This is a genomic window from Archangium sp. (assembly GCF_057119385.1).
The window spans coordinates 77,874-93,270 of the sequence record NZ_DBNGVP010000080.1 but is presented as its reverse complement, the minus strand read 5'-3'; the positions used below and the strand labels follow the sequence as shown (position 1 = coordinate 93,270).

Sequence of the window (15,397 nt, the reverse complement as noted above, 5' to 3'; positions counted from 1 at the left end):
CAACGGCACTTCAAACGGATGGAGTCCCGGGCGTCAGGCGGCCCACGGTCGCCTCGCTCACGTACTCCAGGAAATCGGGCAGCAGCCGGGCGGACAGCAGCCACAGGCAGGGCCTGGCGCCGGGCTCGTCGTGCAGCCGGGCGGTGGCGGCGTAGCTGTCGTCCTCGTCCTCGCGCACGAAGACGAAGGCGTTGCGGCCCCGCCGCGCGTACCACTCGCGGGCCGCGTCCAGCAGCGCCACGTAGGCCTCCGGGCCCTCGGGCGTGAGCGGGAACAGGCGCGCCGCGTCCAGCAGGCGGAAGAGGTTCGTCCCCGGCTGCCCCAGCTCGAGCAGGAGGGCGGCCACCGCCACGCCCTCGCGGCGCGCCACCAGCACCTGGCGCTCGCGCTCCAGCCCGGCCTCGTGCCACGTCTCCATCGGGGCCCGGAGGTCCAGCCGCTCGCGCGACAGGTCCAGCGCGTCCACGTAGCTCGCCGGGCGCGTGCGGGCGATCTGCTCCACCAGCCGCGTCTTCTCCTCGAAGCGCGCCGGGCCGAGCTCGAAGCCGTGGCCCGTCAGCCCGCTGGGCTCGTCGCAGCTCACGTGCATCAGGCGCACGGGCATGACCAGGGCCTCGCCGCTGGCCTCGTGCTCCCGCGCGTAGGTGTGGTGCACGCGCTCCATGAGGGGCACGGTGGACTCGGTGTAGGCGATGAGCCACCGGAAGTCGGGGTCACTCTGCGCGTGCTCCAGCGTGCGCACGTGGATGTCGCGCAGAATCTGTCCGGGCGGCACGTCCGCGGCGGGCTTGCCGGGGCGCTTGGCCAGCTGGTGCACCAGCCAGGTGTGACGGTAGGGCCGCACCGAGGACAGCGTGGCCTCCACCCCGCGCTCGGACGGCCACACCGTCTGGCAGAAGAGCCGCGGCAGGTGCGCGGCCTGGCGGCCCGTCTCCAGGAAGCTGGCGCGCAGCTCCTGGAAGTGCTCCGTCGTCTTGCCGGCCAGGTTGAAGTAGCCCGAGTCCACGAAGAGCTCCCACAGCGGCTCCAGCAACCCCTCCGCGCCGCGCGTGGCGGGGCAGAGCGCCTGGGAGACGAGCTGCACCCAGCGCGCCTCGTCCACCGGCGTGCGCGGAATCACCTGGAGGCCGAACAGCCGCTGTCCGTCCGGCTGCTTGCCGCCCACGTAGCGGACCTCGCCCCGCAGGAGGATGGGCTCGCCGCTCGCGCTGCGCACCTCGATGGGCTGCAGCAGCAGCCCCGGGAAGACGAGGTCCTCGGGCGTGCCCCGCAGGCACAGGCCGTTGAAGGACAGGTCCACCACCTCACGCTCCAGCGCGCCCAGCTCGCCCCACAGCGGGTGGTGGAACCAGGCCGTCATCCCCTCGGGGGCCGGCACGCGCCGGTGCGAGCGGTGGCGCACCTTCCACAGCCGCCGCGGCAGGGGCGTCACCATCCGGTTGCCCCGCGTCTCCAGCGCCGGCACGCGCAGGCGGTAGGCCGTGTTGTGGCCCACCACCTCGATGTCATAGGGCGCCGTGCCCCAGTTCGCCTCCGGCTCCTCCAGCCGCCAGTGCAGCTGCGAGGACGCCACGTCGAAGTACTCCAGCGACACGCGCAGCGTCCGGCCCAGCTGCCGCAGCAGGCCCTGGTGCTTCATGACGCACACCGTCTTGAGGATGGAGCGGATGCGCTCGGGCTCGACGAAGGCCTCCTCGATGGGCTGCGGCGACACGGCGGGCAGCGCCCGTCCCTCGCGCGCCGCCGCGTCCAGCAGCGAGAGGATCTGCCGGCCCTGCTCCCGCGTCACCCCCACCAGCTGGATGCCGATGGGCGCGTCGTACCGGCGCGGGTCGCTCCAGAAGAGCTCGCCCCGCAGCGGGCCGATGGTGCGGCCGTTGTCGTCCAGCAGCAGCTGCAGCAGACGGTCTCGCGGGGGCAGCTCGGCGCCCGGCTCCGGGAGGGCCCACACCACGGTGGGACTCAGGCGTGTCACCCGGCTGCTGCTGATGCCGGGCTGGGACAGGATGAGGTTGATGCCCTTCTCCGGCCCCTCGGCGTGCAGCGAGTACCCCGAGTAGGTACCGGCGGCGAGGCCCGGTCCGGCCGATGTCTCCACGTCTCCGCGCATGTGCGACTCCTCACTCCTTTGCCGGGCTGGCGTTGGCTGGCGCCACCTCGCCGGGGTCGTGCTCTTCCACGACGAGGGTAATCCCTTGCATGAAAAGAGAACGCCCGGGCCACCCTTTCGTCAAGGCGGACAGTGCCATTCTTTGCTCATGCCCGAGGCCCGGGTCCGCGGGGCTGGAAAAGTCCGTCCCTCCGGGTCGAGACCCTGGAACCCCGCTGTATCTCAGGGAAAACGGCTCCCGCGTGGAACCGGGCAAACAATGACTTGCAGGGTGCGCGCGGAGCGTTGTCAGGCTTTTGCCGGGCTGGCGGCTCTGCAGCCCGGGCGGAGCCGTCCCCCGGTGGTGTGAGTCCATGCCGGAAAGGTGCAAGGGATTGCTGGGAATGGAGGGAATGCGAGGACACGGCCGCGCGTGGGGTGTCCGCGGGTGGGCAGCGCGGGGCTCGCCGCCGCCGCCGGGTGTGTGCCGGAGGACGGAGCGGCGGTGCCTCGGTCCGCCGGGAAGTGGGGGCTCTCGCGCTTTCAGGAGCCCGGGGCCCGCACCCCATGGACGTTCGCGGCGGGAACGGCGAGTCTTCGCTTCCCATGGCGAAACCCACCCCCGAGGACCACTTCAACCTCGAAGTGCTCAAGTTGATGCTCCAACTGGCTTGGAGCGATGAGCGGATAGACGTGCAGGAGGTGGGGACCCTCCTCGGCGCGGCGCGCAGCTGGGGGGTGCCCGAGTCCGAGGTGGCCGCCCTCAAGAAGGCGTTGGAGGGGGGCGTGACGCTGCCGGCGCCCGACCTGGGCCTGCTGCGCGAGCGTCCGGACGAGGTCTTCGAGGCGGCTCGCGCGCTCATCGCGAGTGATGGCAAGCTCCAGGCCTCCGAGCAGGAGATGCTCGAGGAGTTGCGGCTCATCCTGAGCCCCGGGCGCTGAGCACCCCCGCCCCGAGAGAGTCGATGGACGCGGATACACGAGAGGCGATGGCCCAGCGCATCCAGCAGGCGACCCCGGAAGATCTGGTCTCCGGGTTGTTCTGCGAGAATGCCTACCTGGCCATCCGGGAGATGTTGGGGCGGGACGTGGCGGATTCGGTGCGGGACGCCACGTGGCCGCTCCGGCCGTGGGCGAGCTTCCAGCGCTACCCCGTGTCGGAGCTGCTGCGGATGATGAACACCGCCGCGGACCTCGCCGACAAGCAGGGGATTCTGTCCTACCCGCAGGCGCTGGAGGAGATTGGCGGCTGGGTGACACGCATCACCCAGGGCACACCTTTCAGCAGGGCCGCTCACCTGGCGGTGGGGAACGAGCCGCACGAGCGGCTGGCCATGTCGCAGGCGGCGGCCCGGGTGCTCGTCACGTATGGGGAGCGCAAGTACGAGCGCGAGGGGCCCACCGACGCCCGGCTCATCTGGAAGCGCGAGCTGATGGGGCCCTCGTTCCTGCTGGGGGCCTATGGGGTGATCGCCCAGAACATCCCGGGCGTGCAGATCACCGTCACCCTGGGCCCGTGCCTGGAGCCGGGGATGAACTTCCAGCTGCACTGCTCCTGGTGACGGGGGCCGGAGGGGGCCTCACTCCCCGGACTTCGCCACCGGAGCGGGAGCGGCCACCAGTTGCTCGCGCCGCAGCAGCAGCTGGGCGTTCTGCCTGGGCAGGATGCGCACCTGGAAGCGCCGCTGGTAGGCATCGTCCTTGGAGAAGACGTCCCGGTCCGTCACCAGCAGCAGGGCGGTGGGCACCACGTACCGCTGCGAGTTGTTGCCGAAGTAGTGCACCAGCACGAAGTACGTGCCCGGCGCCGCCTTGCGCGCGTGGTACAGCTCGGGCCCCAGGCCGTCGGTGATGTCCCAGAAGAGCTTGCCGCCCAGGGTCGTCTGCTTGTGGCTGTAGAAGCACTTCTCGCCGTTGGGCTCCATCACCCACAGGTCGATGTCCGTCCCGTCCGAGTTCCAGTGCGTGGTGAGCTGGTAGTCGAGGGGGGCCATCTCCTGGAGCCTGTTCAGCTCGCGCCGCCGGGCCTCCAGCGCCGCCGCCTGTCCGGCGAGCCGGGGATGACGGGCCAGCGCCGCCAGCATCCGGCCGTAGTGGTACGCCGCCACCGTCTTCGTCTGCTCGTCGTGGCGCTTCCAGGCACGGGCCAGGACGATCTCCCAGTTGCGCGCCGCCTCGGCGGGCCGGCCCGCGGCGTCCAGGGCCAGGGCCTCCTCCAGGTAGGACTGGGGCTCGAAGGGACGGTTGAGCCGCACGTGCTCGAAGAGCTCCGTGGCGGCCGGGAACTGGCCGAGCGCCAGCAGCCCGTAGCCCACCAGCCGCAGCGCCTCGGCGTCCTTGGGACGCAGCTCCACCGGTGACGAGAGCGCGCGCACCGCGCCCCACGTGTCGCCCGAGAAGGCCCGCTTGCGCGCCACCGCCTCGTACACCAGCACGTCGTCCTTGTTCTCCCGCCTCGCCCGCCGGTACGTCAGCTCCGCCTGCAGCCGCTCCTCGCCTCCCGCGTAGGGCTCGTCCCGCAGCGGCTGCGCCTTCACCCGAGAGCCCAGCTCCGCCTGCTTCTCCTTCAGGACGCGCAGCACCTCGCGGCCCTCCGCTGGCACTCCGTCCAACGACAGCCCCAGCAGCTCGTCCCGGCGCTGGTCCTCCTGCTGCCGCCGCAGCGCGTCCAGGTCCGTGAGGTCCAACTGCTCGTCGCGCACCGCGTAGCGCACGGAGTCCCCCTCGGACTCCAGCACCAGCATGGAGGCCCGCGCGTTGGCCAGCCGGTAGTGCTGGCTGAGCGCCACCACCATCCGGTCCAGCTTCACGTCATCCAGCGCCACCAGCCGGGACACGAAGAGCTCGGCCCACGCGCGCGGGGCGAAGGCGCTGTCCTCGTCGCGCGGCAGCGGCACCGACAGCGTGCGCTCCTCGCCCGCGGCCTGCGTCACCACCTCGAGTTGCGCCGGTCCCTCACCCACCAGCCGGCCCGCCACCCGCAGCTCCTGCCCGGCGTAGACGAGGTGCGGCCGGCCGGACACCACCAGGTCCTTCACCGGCGCGCCCTTCACCCCCACCCGGGCGAGCACCACCGAGGCCGCCCGGTGCGCGCGTGCCGCCGCGTCCACCTCGGCGCCGGAGAGCACGTTCACCACCCGGCCTCCGCCCGAGCGCGCCAGCGCGTCGAAGAGGTCCGTGTTCACCGACGCCTCGCCGAAGCGGTAGCTCACCCAGCGCAGCGACTCCGCGGCCGGGTGGCGGGAGATGAGCTCCTCCACGTTGCTCTGTCCCCAGGTGACGTTGCCGTCCGAGAGCAGGAAGGCCGTCACCCGCCCGCCACCCGTTGCGGGCTTCAGCCAGTCGCGGCCGGCCCGGTCCAGCTCGGAGAGCATGCCCGCCACGTTGGAGGCGCCCTCGAGGAAGACGTGCTCCAGCTCGGCGAACGTCTGCTGGCGGGCCTCGGGGGTGTTGCGCCGGAAGCCGGCGCCGTGCAGCCAGCGCGGGCGTACGTCGAAGAGGAGCACCGCGTACTCGGTGAGGCTCGGGTCCTTCTCCAGCAGCGCGCGCAGCATGGCGCCCTGCAGCGCCCAGGCGTTGCCGTCCTCCGCCGACAGCGAGGTGTCCACCACCAGCACCGCCCGCCCGGTGGCCGCCTCCTCGCTGCTCACGGTGAGCCGCTCCGGCAGCCGCACCCGCGTGAAGAAGGCCTGTCCGGGCAATCCCGCGGGGTCCTTGCCCACCAGCACGTCCGCGTCCTGGCTCCGCGGCGTGAGCGCCACGTCCAGCGTGCCGTCCCCTTGCAGCTTGGGCCAGTCCCACGCCTGCCACGTGCCGAGCGTGAGCGGCTTGCCCGTCTGGGGGCCCACCACCACCTCGCCCGCGTGCTTCGGGTCCACGTGCACGCGCGCCGAGACCTTCAGTCCCTTGCCCGCGCCCGGTGGCACCGGCCACGTGTAGCGCAGGCGCTGGCCGTCGAAGAGGAGCGTCTGCTCATAGGCGATGACCACGCGCTTGAGGGACTTCGGCGGCAGGGGGAAGACACGCGCGCTGAAGTTGGAGGCGCCCGCCCACTCCAGCAGCGCCGGGTCCACGTTGCGGCGCACCACGTCCTCGTACACCTCGCGGGCGCGCTTCTGCTCGACGACGCGGGCCTCCTGCGGCTCGCCCCACGAGCGCTTCGCTCCCGGCGGGCTCGGCGGGGCGGCCGCCACCAGCGTCTCCGCCCTGCCCGAGTCTCCCAACGGCGGCAGCAGCTCCGTGGACTGGAAGAGCGAGGGCGAGTCCACCGCCACCGCCCCCGAGTACAGCGCGAAGCCCGCCACCGTCGCTCCACCCGGCAGCGGGTAGTAGAAGGTGCCTTCCAGCGCGCGGCCGGTGTTGTTCTCGAAGAGGTAGTCCACCACCGTGCGCGCGCGGGCTCCCTGGATGTACGTCACCACGCGCACCTCGCGCGTCACCAGCGGCTGGTAGCGGCCCTCGTCGTCCTGCACCAGCACCTTGGCCACGCGCTGCGCGGTCTCCACCTTCGGCAGCACCGGACGGGGCGGCTCGTCGGGCTTGGACTTCTCCTCGGGCTTCCGGGCGTCGGCTCCACCGCCCCGGCCTCCTCCGGAGGCGTATTCCGACGAGCCCCCCTTGATGATCTGGATGATCTCCCGCCGCTTCTGCTCCAGCACGCGCGGGCGCTCCTCGTATTCGCGCTCGGCTTCGTCCATGGCGGGCGCGGGCTCGGCCACGGGCATGGGGGCGGGAGGCGGAGGCGGGGGCGGGGCAGCCGCCGCGGGAGCCTGGGCCAACCCGCCCTCCATCTGCTCGGAGCCCAGGGACTCGTCCACCTCCGCTTCCCCGAAGGTCTGGAGGTTTCGGCGGCTCGGTTGTGGCGCTCCGGTGCCCGGCCCTCCGGCGGGCGGAGCTCCGCGCCCGTTCGCCTCACCCACGAGCCGGAAGAGCTCCTCCTCGGTGACGGCCTGTGGGTCGGCGACGGCGTCGCGCAGCGCCGGGAGGTCCACCGTCCCCGTGTCGCGCTCGCCCGGCACGGTGGTGGGCGCGGTGAGCCCGGCGCGCGCGAAGGGGCCCGGGTCCGCCCTGGGCGCCTCGGGCACTGGCAGCTTCGCTTCGTCAGGCGAGGAGCGCTTGCAGCCCGGCAGGGCCAGGGCCGCGAGGAGGAATCCGGTGAGCAGGGCACGCGGGAAGGACATGGGCCAGAGGCTAGCCCACGAGGGGCTTGGACTCCGAGGTCCTCACCCACTGGATTCCAGTCCGGCACGCTTTCAGTGGATTTGAAAAGAATCTGCGTTTCGGCGGATTACCAATAATCCTGGTTATGGCATGATGTGCGGCCATCGTGTGAGTCACCCACTGCCTCCAAAGGAATACCGACGATGAACCGCTCCCTGCTGGGTCACCCCCTTCGCCTCCTGCTGTCTGGATTGATGCTGACCGCCTGTGGCGCTCCCACTGATTCCGAGCTGTCCCCCGCCGAGGCGCCGGCCCCGGCCGAGGAGCTGGGCGTCAAGGAGTCGGCTTCGTGCACCGGCTCGTCCGTGAGCGGCCTCGCCATCAGCGGTTTCAGCTCCTGGGGCGGCGAGGCGGCCGGCGCCGGGACCTGGTCCGTGACGTATCCGGCCAACGCGGTGCACCTGGACTTCTCCATCGATGGCGTCGTGAGCGGCCAGGCGGAGTTGCAGGGGGATGTCAACCGCGCCGGTAATTGGAACTTCAGCTACAAGCCGGTGAGCTGTGGCGTCCAGCACACCTTCAAGGTGCGGGCGTATCCCATGACCATCTCCAGCAATGGCGAGAAGTTCTGGTGCCCCGGCTCCGGGCCGCAGGAGCGCACCTGGACCTTCTCCGAGCCGTGCCCCACCAGCACCTTCTCCTGTTCGCGCTCCAGCAACACGCACATGACCTGCACGGGCACCGCCTCTGGCGGCACCGGGGGTCCCTACGACGCGCTCTGGTACGAGTACGAGCAGCATGACAGCGGACTGGTGTCCAACTACGGCTGGTACCAGGGCCCCCTGTCGAAGAGCTTCTACTGCCCGCTGGTCCTGTACCCCTACCTCCCCGCCACCGGGACGATGAGCATCTACTTCGTGGCGCGTGACGCCAACGGCCTGCAGGCGGCCATGCAGTCGCGCACCTTCTCCTGCAGGTTCTGAGTCACGTCTGCTGGGCTCGCCGGGAGAAGCGCAGGACGGCGCGGAAGATGGACTCCACGCCGTCCGGGTCCAGCCCCAGCCCGGTGGCCCAGGCCCGGCGCGTGGCGATCACCTCGTCCTCCCGGGCCGGGTCCGGCACCGGCTGGCCCGCCTCGGCCTTGGCGCGAATCGCCCGCCGCGCCAGCTCCGCCCGCCTCGCCAGCAGCTCCACCAGCTCGCGGTCCAGCTGGTCGATGTGCTCGCGGGTCTCCTTCAGCTCCGGCAGGCCCGTCTCCAGCGCCGGCAGCTCCATGCGCGGCGTGTCCGGCGTGGCGGCCTCGGGTGGAATCGCCTCCAGCTCCTGGTGGATGGCCCCGAGCGCCTGCAGCAGGTGCCGGCGCGCCTCGTGCGCGAAGGGGTTCTCGTGCTGGATGGCCGTGAAGAGGTGCCCGGCGTCCGAGCGGACGATCTCGATGGTGCGCGACAGCGCCTTGAAGCTCGCGGGCGCGAAGGGCACGTCCACCCCCGAGCCCGCATCCACCATCCCCTTGGCCACGAAGAAGGTCAGCGCGTGCGTGTGCGCCATCACCCGGTCATGGCCCTCGGGCGTCTGCTCGATGACCTCGCAGCCCAGCCGCTCGAAGAAGGCTCGGGCCCGGCGGGCCGCGTCCGGGTGCAGCGGGTTGGGCGAGACGACCACCCTCAACGGCCGCTCGGCCATGGCGAGGCTCAGGGGCCCGAAGAGGGGATGGGTTCCCACCCAGGGGAGCTTCGTGCCGAGCACCTCGTTCATGGCCTGCACGGGCTTCACCTTGACGCTGCCCACGTCGAGCACCAGCTGCTCCGGCTTCAGGTGGGGACGCAGCGTCTCGAGTACCTCGCGCATCCGCGGCACGGGCACGGCCACCACCACCTGCTCGGCCCCACCGAGCAGCTCCGGGATGGAGCCGGCCCGGTGGGCCTCGGGGATGTCCGCCGAGGTGTCCCACGCCCGGTAACCGATACCCGCCGCGTCCAGAAGTGAGCCCAGTGCGCGGCCAAAGCGGCCATATCCGATGATGGCGACCGTCATGCCGCCAACTCTACACGAGGGGGGGCCATGGCCGTGTTCCCCGCTCGGGCGCAGAGTGGCGTTCCGCGCAGCGCCACGAGGGAATCGACGTGTCCGAAGCGAAGAAGAACGTGGAACGCACCCGGCTCATCTTCGAGGAGATGACCCGGACCGGGAGCAACCAGCCCCTCCTCGATGCCATGCACGAGGAGGCCGTCTACAAGCTCTCCCTCCCCAAGGGCACTCCCCTCAGCGGGGAGTTCCGCGGCCGCCAGGCCATCCTCGAGTACTTCGAGCGGCTCGAGCAGGTGCTCGAGGTCCAGGAGGTGAAGACCTGGGACTTCGTCGGCAACGGCGAGCAGGTCATCGTCCTCGGCGACGAGCAGTTCATCGTCAAGAAGACCGGGCGCTCCTGCTACAGCGAGTTCGCCTTCGTCCTCGACTTCAACGCCGGGAAGATCGTCCGCGCGCTCGTCATCGAGGACCTGTCCGGTGTCGTCGAGGCCTTCGCTTCCGCGAATACTCGGGCCGCTTCACGGGCCTCCGGGACTTGAGCACGGTGGGGAGCACGGGGACGGATACCCTCACCCCGTCCCTCTCCCGGGGGGAGAGGGGAGGATGCTCCGTGGGGATGCTTGAGGGAGGGTGCTCAGGGGAGGGGGCTCAGTGGGCACTTGGGGGGGTGCTCAACACCTTCATCGTGCCCCTCGTGACTCCGAACTGCTCGTGGACGGCCGTGCGACGTACCGCCTCGGCCGGGGAGATTCGTCCCGCCAGCAGCTCCTGGTAGGCACTCAGGACCCGTGTGGCCTCTTCCTGGGACTCGCGCACGAACTCCACCCGGAAGCGCCGTACCCCTCGCTCCAGCAGCTTCGGCACCAGCGAGGCCGCGCTCTGCGCCTGCGCGTTGAACACCGTGTTGCGGCACCCCACGTCCACGATGACCGGATGCTCCAGGCCAATTCGGTCGCGCAGCGAGATTTGATGCTTCTCACACGGCCGCCCGCAGCTCTTGAAGTCGCGCCCGTTGGACAGCGTGTGGGAGTAGACGCAGTGCTCCGTGTGGAACGTGGCGATGTGGTGGTGCAGCGCCACCGCGAAGCGGTGTGCCGGCGTGTGGTCGAGCAGCGAGAAGAGCTGCGTCTCGTCCAGGTCGTGCGAGAAGGTGAGCGTGTCCAGCCCCAGCCCCAGCAGGTGCGCCGCCGTCAGTGAGTTGGTGACGTTGAGCGAGAAGTCTCCGTGCAGCACCGGGCGCGGCTGGCCCGCGGGCCGCTCCAGGAAGTGCATCAGCGCTCCCCAATGGCGCACCAGCACCGCGTCCGGACGCAGCTTGTCGATGCGGGCGTCGTAACCCTCCTCGCCCGGCTTCTGCACGCGCACCGTGGCGATCGTCACGCGCAGCCCGGCGGCCTTCGCCCGCTCCACCGCGCGTTGCAGGCCCACCATCTCCATCCAGTCCAGCTCCACCTCGCGCAGGCCCGCGGCCAGCACGGCCTCCAGCTGCGCGTCGTTGCGGCACAGCGGCAGCAGGCGCGGCGTCTCCTCGGCCACCACCTCCGGCACGCGCGCCAGCAGCGAGGCGCGTACCTGCTCCAGCACCGGCGTCTCCACCACCGTACGCTTGTGGCCCCGCTCCACCGCCGCGGTGAGCTCCGCCACCACGTCCCTGCGCAGCGCCTTGAGCTCCGACACGGGCAGGTGCAGCCCCGGCGTCAGCTCCGCGCAGTCCAGCTTCGCCAGCGTGAAGGGCGTGCCTCCGAAGGCGCCCAGCTTGTCCTTCAGCAGCGCCTCGTCCAGGCCCTTGCCCCGGGACGCCGTGAGCGGCGTCGGGCTCCCGGCCGAGCACTCGTGCCCCCAGGCGCTCGCATGCAGGCGCAGGGGCGTGCCCTCGGCGCCCGAGACCTTCAGCGTGAGCGGGATGCGGCCCTCGGGCTCGCCATGGGAGAGCAGGCCCTCGGTGCGGCGGGCGAGCGACGGGTCGCTGTTGAGCCACACGCGCTGCCCCGGCGCCACCCGCCCGAGGTCCGGTCCCGGGTGGCCGAAGCCCAGCACCCAGCCCTGGCCCTTGCGCTCCACGCGGAAGATGGGGCCTCCCGGCTCGTGCTTGTCCTCGGGGGTGTTCGCATCGAAGACGACGCCCATGCCCGGACGTGGATCCACGTGGGCCGGCGTGGGCTCGCCACCGGGGAGGGGCGAGGCGATGGCGCCGTTGGGCGCCTCGGGGCGCTGCTCGCCCAGGCCGAGCGCTCCGGTCCACGGGCGCTCATCCGGGGTGACGAAGACCTCCTTGCCGGACACCGAGCGCACGCGACCGAGGTACAGGCCCCGGTGCTTGGGGAAGCGGCCCTCGACGAGCGTCTGGTGGTCCGAGCCCCCGAGGAAGCCATTGGAGAAGCCCCGGCTGTACGTGAGGGACATGTCGGCCAGGTCCTTCTCGAGCTGGCGCTCATCCGGCTTGCCGGCGACGACTCCGTCCACCCATCGCCGATAGCCCTGCACGGTGGTCGTCACGTACTGCGGGCCCTTGAGGCGGCCTTCGATTTTCAGGCTGTGGACGCCGATGTCCACCAGGTCCGGCACGGCCCGCACGCCCGCGAGGTCCTTGGGGCTGAGCAGGTAGCGCACGTCGCCCAGGTCGCGCGTCTGCTGGTCCACCACCAGGTCATAGGGCAGGCGGCAGGACTGGGCACACTGGCCCCGGTTGGCCGAGCGTCCACCCCAGGCCTCGCTGGTGAGGCACTGGCCGCTCCAGGACATGCAGAGCGCGCCGTGGATGAAGACCTCCAGCTCCATGTCCGTCTGGCTCGCCAGGCGGCGGATTTCGGCGGTGGAGAGCTCGCGGGGGACGACGACACGGGTGACGCCCAGGCCCCGGGCGAAGCGGATGCCCTCGGCGCTGGAGACCGTCATCTGCGTGGAGGCGTGCAGCTCCAGCTGGGGGCAGATGGCGCGGGCCAGCAGGGCGATGGCCGGATCCTGGATGATGAGGGCGTCCACACCGGACTCGGCCACACGGCGCAGGATGCGCTCCACCAGGGGCAGCTCGGGCTCGAAGACGAGCGTGTTGAGCGTCACGTAGGCGCGGGCCCCGGCGCGGTGGACGAGCACCATCGTCTCCGGCAGCCGCTCGAGCGAGAAGTTGTCGGCGCGGGCGCGGGCGTTGAAGCCCTCGTCCAACCCGAAATAGACGGCATCCGCGCCACTGGCGAGCGCCGCGCGCAGTGAATCGAGGTCGCCCGCGGGTGCGAGGATTTCAGGACGTCGGGAAGGCATGCTGCCTCCATAACACGCAGCCCGCGTTCTGGTGCCCGCTCGGAGCACTCCCCCGCCCATGCCCCGGGCGGGTGAGGGGCGCACGCGGGGCCTTCGTTTGGAATAAAGGACGTTTCCGTATGCACAAGACCCTGGCCGCGGGCCTGCTGCTCGCGATGCTCACCCTCTCGAGGAGGCCATCCTGACCGAGCAGCGCGCCCTCGACGTGTTGCAGGACTCTCAGGACGAGAAGACGGTGAAGCTGTTCCGCGAGCGGCTCGCGGCCTTCACGCCCACGTCCTGTTCCGTTCCCAAGCTCACGCCCTGAGGCGTCTCAGGGGTGATGGCTGGCGGGAGCCCCGTGCGCTCCCGCCACGTGGTGCGCGCGGATGAACGCGTCCAGCCGGTCGAACGCGGCGGTGAGGATGTCCTCCGGCGGGAGGAACACCACCCGGAAGTGCTGCGTGCCCGCCTTCTGCCCGAAGCCGCTGCCGTGGACGAAGAGCACGCCCGTCTCGCGCAGCAGCGACAGCACGAACTGCTCGTCGTCCGTCACACCGGGCAACTGGAGACGGACCATCGCGTAGAAGGCGGCGGCGGGCTCCACCACGGACAGGCCGGGGATGGCGTTGATGCGGCGGACCATCAAGTCCCGCCGCGAGCGCATCCGCTTCATCATCTCCGGGATGTGCTCCTGGGGCCCCTCGAGCGCGGGCTGGATGGCGTACTGCTGCGGAGCGGGCGCGCACAGCCGCGCATCCGCCAGCCGCATCACCGCGCTCTTGAGCGACGGCATCAGGTGCGCGTTGCAGAAGACGAGCCACCCGATGCGCCAGCCACAGGCGAGGTACGCCTTGGAGAGGCCATTGAAGGTGAGGATGGGCACGTCCGTGGCCAGCGACGCGGTGGGCGTGTGGTCCTTGTCGTAGAGCAGCTTGTCGTAGATCTCGTCGGAGAGGATGACGAGCCCGCGCCGCCGGGCGATCTCCAGCAGCCCCTCCAACACCTTGCGGTCGAGCACCGCGCCCGTGGGGTTGTTGGGGTTGCACAGCAGGAGGGCGCGGGTGCCGGGCGTGCACAGGGAGTCGATCTCCTCCAGGTCCAACGTCCAGCCGCGCTCCTCGTCCAGGGAGTAGGGCACGCCCTGGGCGCTCAGCTTGGCCATGAGGGCGTTGTAGAGCGGGTAGCCGGGGTTGGGCAGCAGCACGCGCTCGCCGGGCTCCAGCAGGGCGGTGAGGGCGAGCTCGAGCGCCTCGCTGGCGCCGTTGGTGACCACCACGTCCGAGGGCGTGATGCCGGGGATGCCGAGGCGCGTGCACTCGCGGGCGATGGCCTCGCGCGCGGCCGGGATGCCCGCCGAGGGCGCGTAGCCGTTGTGGCCGTCCTTCATCGCGCGGTGCACCGCTTCGATGAGGTGGGGCGGTGTCTGGAAGTCGAACTTCAGCGGATCCCCGATGTTCAGGAAGAGGATGCGCTGGCCCTGGGCTTCCAGGCGGCTCGCCTCGGCCACGACGTTGCGGATGGCGTATCGGACGTTCTCGATGTGCCTGGCGGCGCGAATCACGGGAATCCTCGGGAAGGTTCACTGTCTATGTAGCAATGGGCCTCGTCCCGCGGTGCTGGACGTTCCGCCCCGGGTGCGGCGGACGACACAGGAGGGCGGGGAGTGTCCTGATTCAGGACAGAAATGTCCGATTCTGGGACAGTCTTGATTTGCGCGTACAATCGCTTGAGTTTACTGAGAATTTGAGCGATTCTGTCACGACGCGTTACATTCGAGCGGAGGGGGAGTGGAGCCCTGACGCACCGGGTCAGTTCTGGACTCCGAGTGATATCGAGCGCTTGGCCGCTGGCACGCTGAGTGCTTGAGAGAGGCCTACACCAAGGCGCGGGCCGTCAACTCCTCCTCCTCTGACGTCTCGCGTGGTGCGCGGCGGATGAGCTTCCCCCAGAGAGCTCTTCCGTCGCTGTTTTTTTGCGGGCCGGGCGGGTCAGGACGCGAAGAGCTCCTGCACGGACTGGACGGACACGGCCTTGCGGAGCCAGCGCTCGAGTTGAGCGAGCTCGGTGCAGGCGGTGATGCGCTGGCGGGACTGCTCGTCCACCTGGAGGCCCCGGGCATCGAGCACCTCGAGAAGGGCGTCCGCCTTGCCCTCCTGGCGCCCCTGAGTGAAATAACGCCGGGCGAACTCGCTCTGGTACTCGTAGGTGCCACTGCTCATCAGTGCCTCCAGGGCGGTGCGGGCCGCGTCGTTCAGCGACCACATCACCAGGTCAAAATAGAAGCGCGCCCGCTCTTCATCAATCCCCGCCAGCCCGGGCAGGACCGTCTCGGCGATGGCCGCTCCCTGCTCGCCCTGTCCGTGCGCCATGGCGGACAGCACCATCAACTCCACCGCCTGGCGCGCCTGCTCGGGCCGCGTGATGACTGGAATGCTCTCCGGACCCGCGAGGTAGGGTTTCAGCACGAAGCCCCGGTGGCCCGTCTCCAACGGCTGTCCGCACCAGCGCGCCACTCCCGCGTCCGGCGCCACCACCAGCAGCACCGTGGGGCACCTCAACTTCGCCCGCATATGGGTGAGGTACACCGGCCACGTGTACCGCTTCTCCTCGTCCGGTGAGAGCTGCACCTCCACCACGATCGCGAGACGAGGCGTGTCCCCCCACAATTGCACCACCAGATCCGCCCGGTACTCGGTGGGCACCGCCTCGGTCAGCTCGGCGGACTCCGCGCGGGCCTCCGCATAGGCGGGCAACTCGATGCCGAGCGCATCCCGCAGCAACTCGGCCGCCAGGACGGGGCGGTTGCGGAACAGCTCCAGGAGGGCCTCGTGACGGAGGGAGGGCATGCGACAGCCATGTGACTCCAGGAGTCACATGGCT

At 70.8% G+C, this 15,397-nt stretch carries 10 protein-coding genes; 4 read left to right on the top strand and 6 right to left on the bottom strand.

From position 1 onward, the window contains the following. Positions 1 to 10 precede the first annotated feature (10 nt). Entirely contained in the window at positions 11 to 2,110 is a 2,100-nt protein-coding gene (locus tag AC16DP_RS19680) for a PilZ domain-containing protein (RefSeq protein WP_329727413.1), read from the bottom strand. Positions 2,111 to 2,695: 585 nt separating this feature from the next. Here AC16DP_RS19680 and AC16DP_RS19675 point away from each other — a divergent pair. Further along, entirely contained in the window at positions 2,696 to 3,031 is a 336-nt protein-coding gene (locus AC16DP_RS19675; RefSeq protein ID WP_329727414.1) for a tellurite resistance TerB family protein, read from the top strand. Positions 3,032 to 3,078: 47 nt separating this feature from the next. Beyond that, positions 3,079 to 3,651 carry a DUF2378 family protein gene (locus tag AC16DP_RS19670; RefSeq protein WP_329727415.1) on the top strand — a complete coding sequence of 191 codons (573 nt, stop codon included), beginning with the start codon at positions 3,079 to 3,081 and terminating at the stop codon, positions 3,649 to 3,651. Between the two features lie 18 nt (positions 3,652 to 3,669). On the opposite strand, the gene AC16DP_RS19665 is transcribed toward AC16DP_RS19670, so the two are convergent. Continuing rightward, positions 3,670 to 7,269, bottom strand: coding sequence for a DUF2135 domain-containing protein (locus AC16DP_RS19665; RefSeq protein WP_329727416.1), 3,600 nt, complete (start codon positions 7,267 to 7,269; stop codon positions 3,670 to 3,672). Positions 7,270 to 7,452: 183 nt separating this feature from the next. Here AC16DP_RS19665 and AC16DP_RS19660 point away from each other — a divergent pair, with 183 nt between their 5' ends. Further along, the gene (locus AC16DP_RS19660) at positions 7,453 to 8,232 is read left to right on the top strand and encodes a hypothetical protein (RefSeq protein WP_329727417.1); all 780 of its coding nucleotides are present in this window, start codon (positions 7,453 to 7,455) and stop codon (positions 8,230 to 8,232) included. Between the two features lies 1 nt (position 8,233). Here the strand turns inward: AC16DP_RS19660 and AC16DP_RS19655 are convergent, their stop codons facing one another. Then, positions 8,234 to 9,283, bottom strand: a complete 1,050-nt coding sequence (locus tag AC16DP_RS19655) for a prephenate dehydrogenase/arogenate dehydrogenase family protein (protein WP_329727418.1) — start codon at positions 9,281 to 9,283, stop codon at positions 8,234 to 8,236. 89 nt (positions 9,284 to 9,372) lie between these two features. On the opposite strand from AC16DP_RS19655, the gene AC16DP_RS19650 reads away from it, so the two are divergent. Further along, a complete protein-coding gene (locus AC16DP_RS19650; protein WP_329727419.1) occupies positions 9,373 to 9,816 on the top strand; it encodes a nuclear transport factor 2 family protein in 444 nt (147 codons plus the stop codon). Between the two features lie 109 nt (positions 9,817 to 9,925). On the opposite strand, the gene AC16DP_RS19645 is transcribed toward AC16DP_RS19650, so the two are convergent. The 3 genes from AC16DP_RS19645 to AC16DP_RS19635 form a co-directional block, all read right to left on the bottom strand. After that, positions 9,926 to 12,535 (bottom strand): U32 family peptidase, encoded by a 2,610-nt coding sequence (locus AC16DP_RS19645; RefSeq protein WP_329727420.1) that lies wholly within the window; start codon positions 12,533 to 12,535, stop codon positions 9,926 to 9,928. A gap of 313 nt (positions 12,536 to 12,848) precedes the next feature. Continuing rightward, the gene (locus tag AC16DP_RS19640) at positions 12,849 to 14,078 is read right to left on the bottom strand and encodes an aminotransferase class I/II-fold pyridoxal phosphate-dependent enzyme (RefSeq protein ID WP_329727421.1); all 1,230 of its coding nucleotides are present in this window, start codon (positions 14,076 to 14,078) and stop codon (positions 12,849 to 12,851) included. Between the two features lie 427 nt (positions 14,079 to 14,505). Beyond that, positions 14,506 to 15,363 (bottom strand): hypothetical protein, encoded by an 858-nt coding sequence (locus AC16DP_RS19635; protein WP_329727422.1) that lies wholly within the window; start codon positions 15,361 to 15,363, stop codon positions 14,506 to 14,508. Between the last annotated feature and the right edge of the window lie 34 nt (positions 15,364 to 15,397).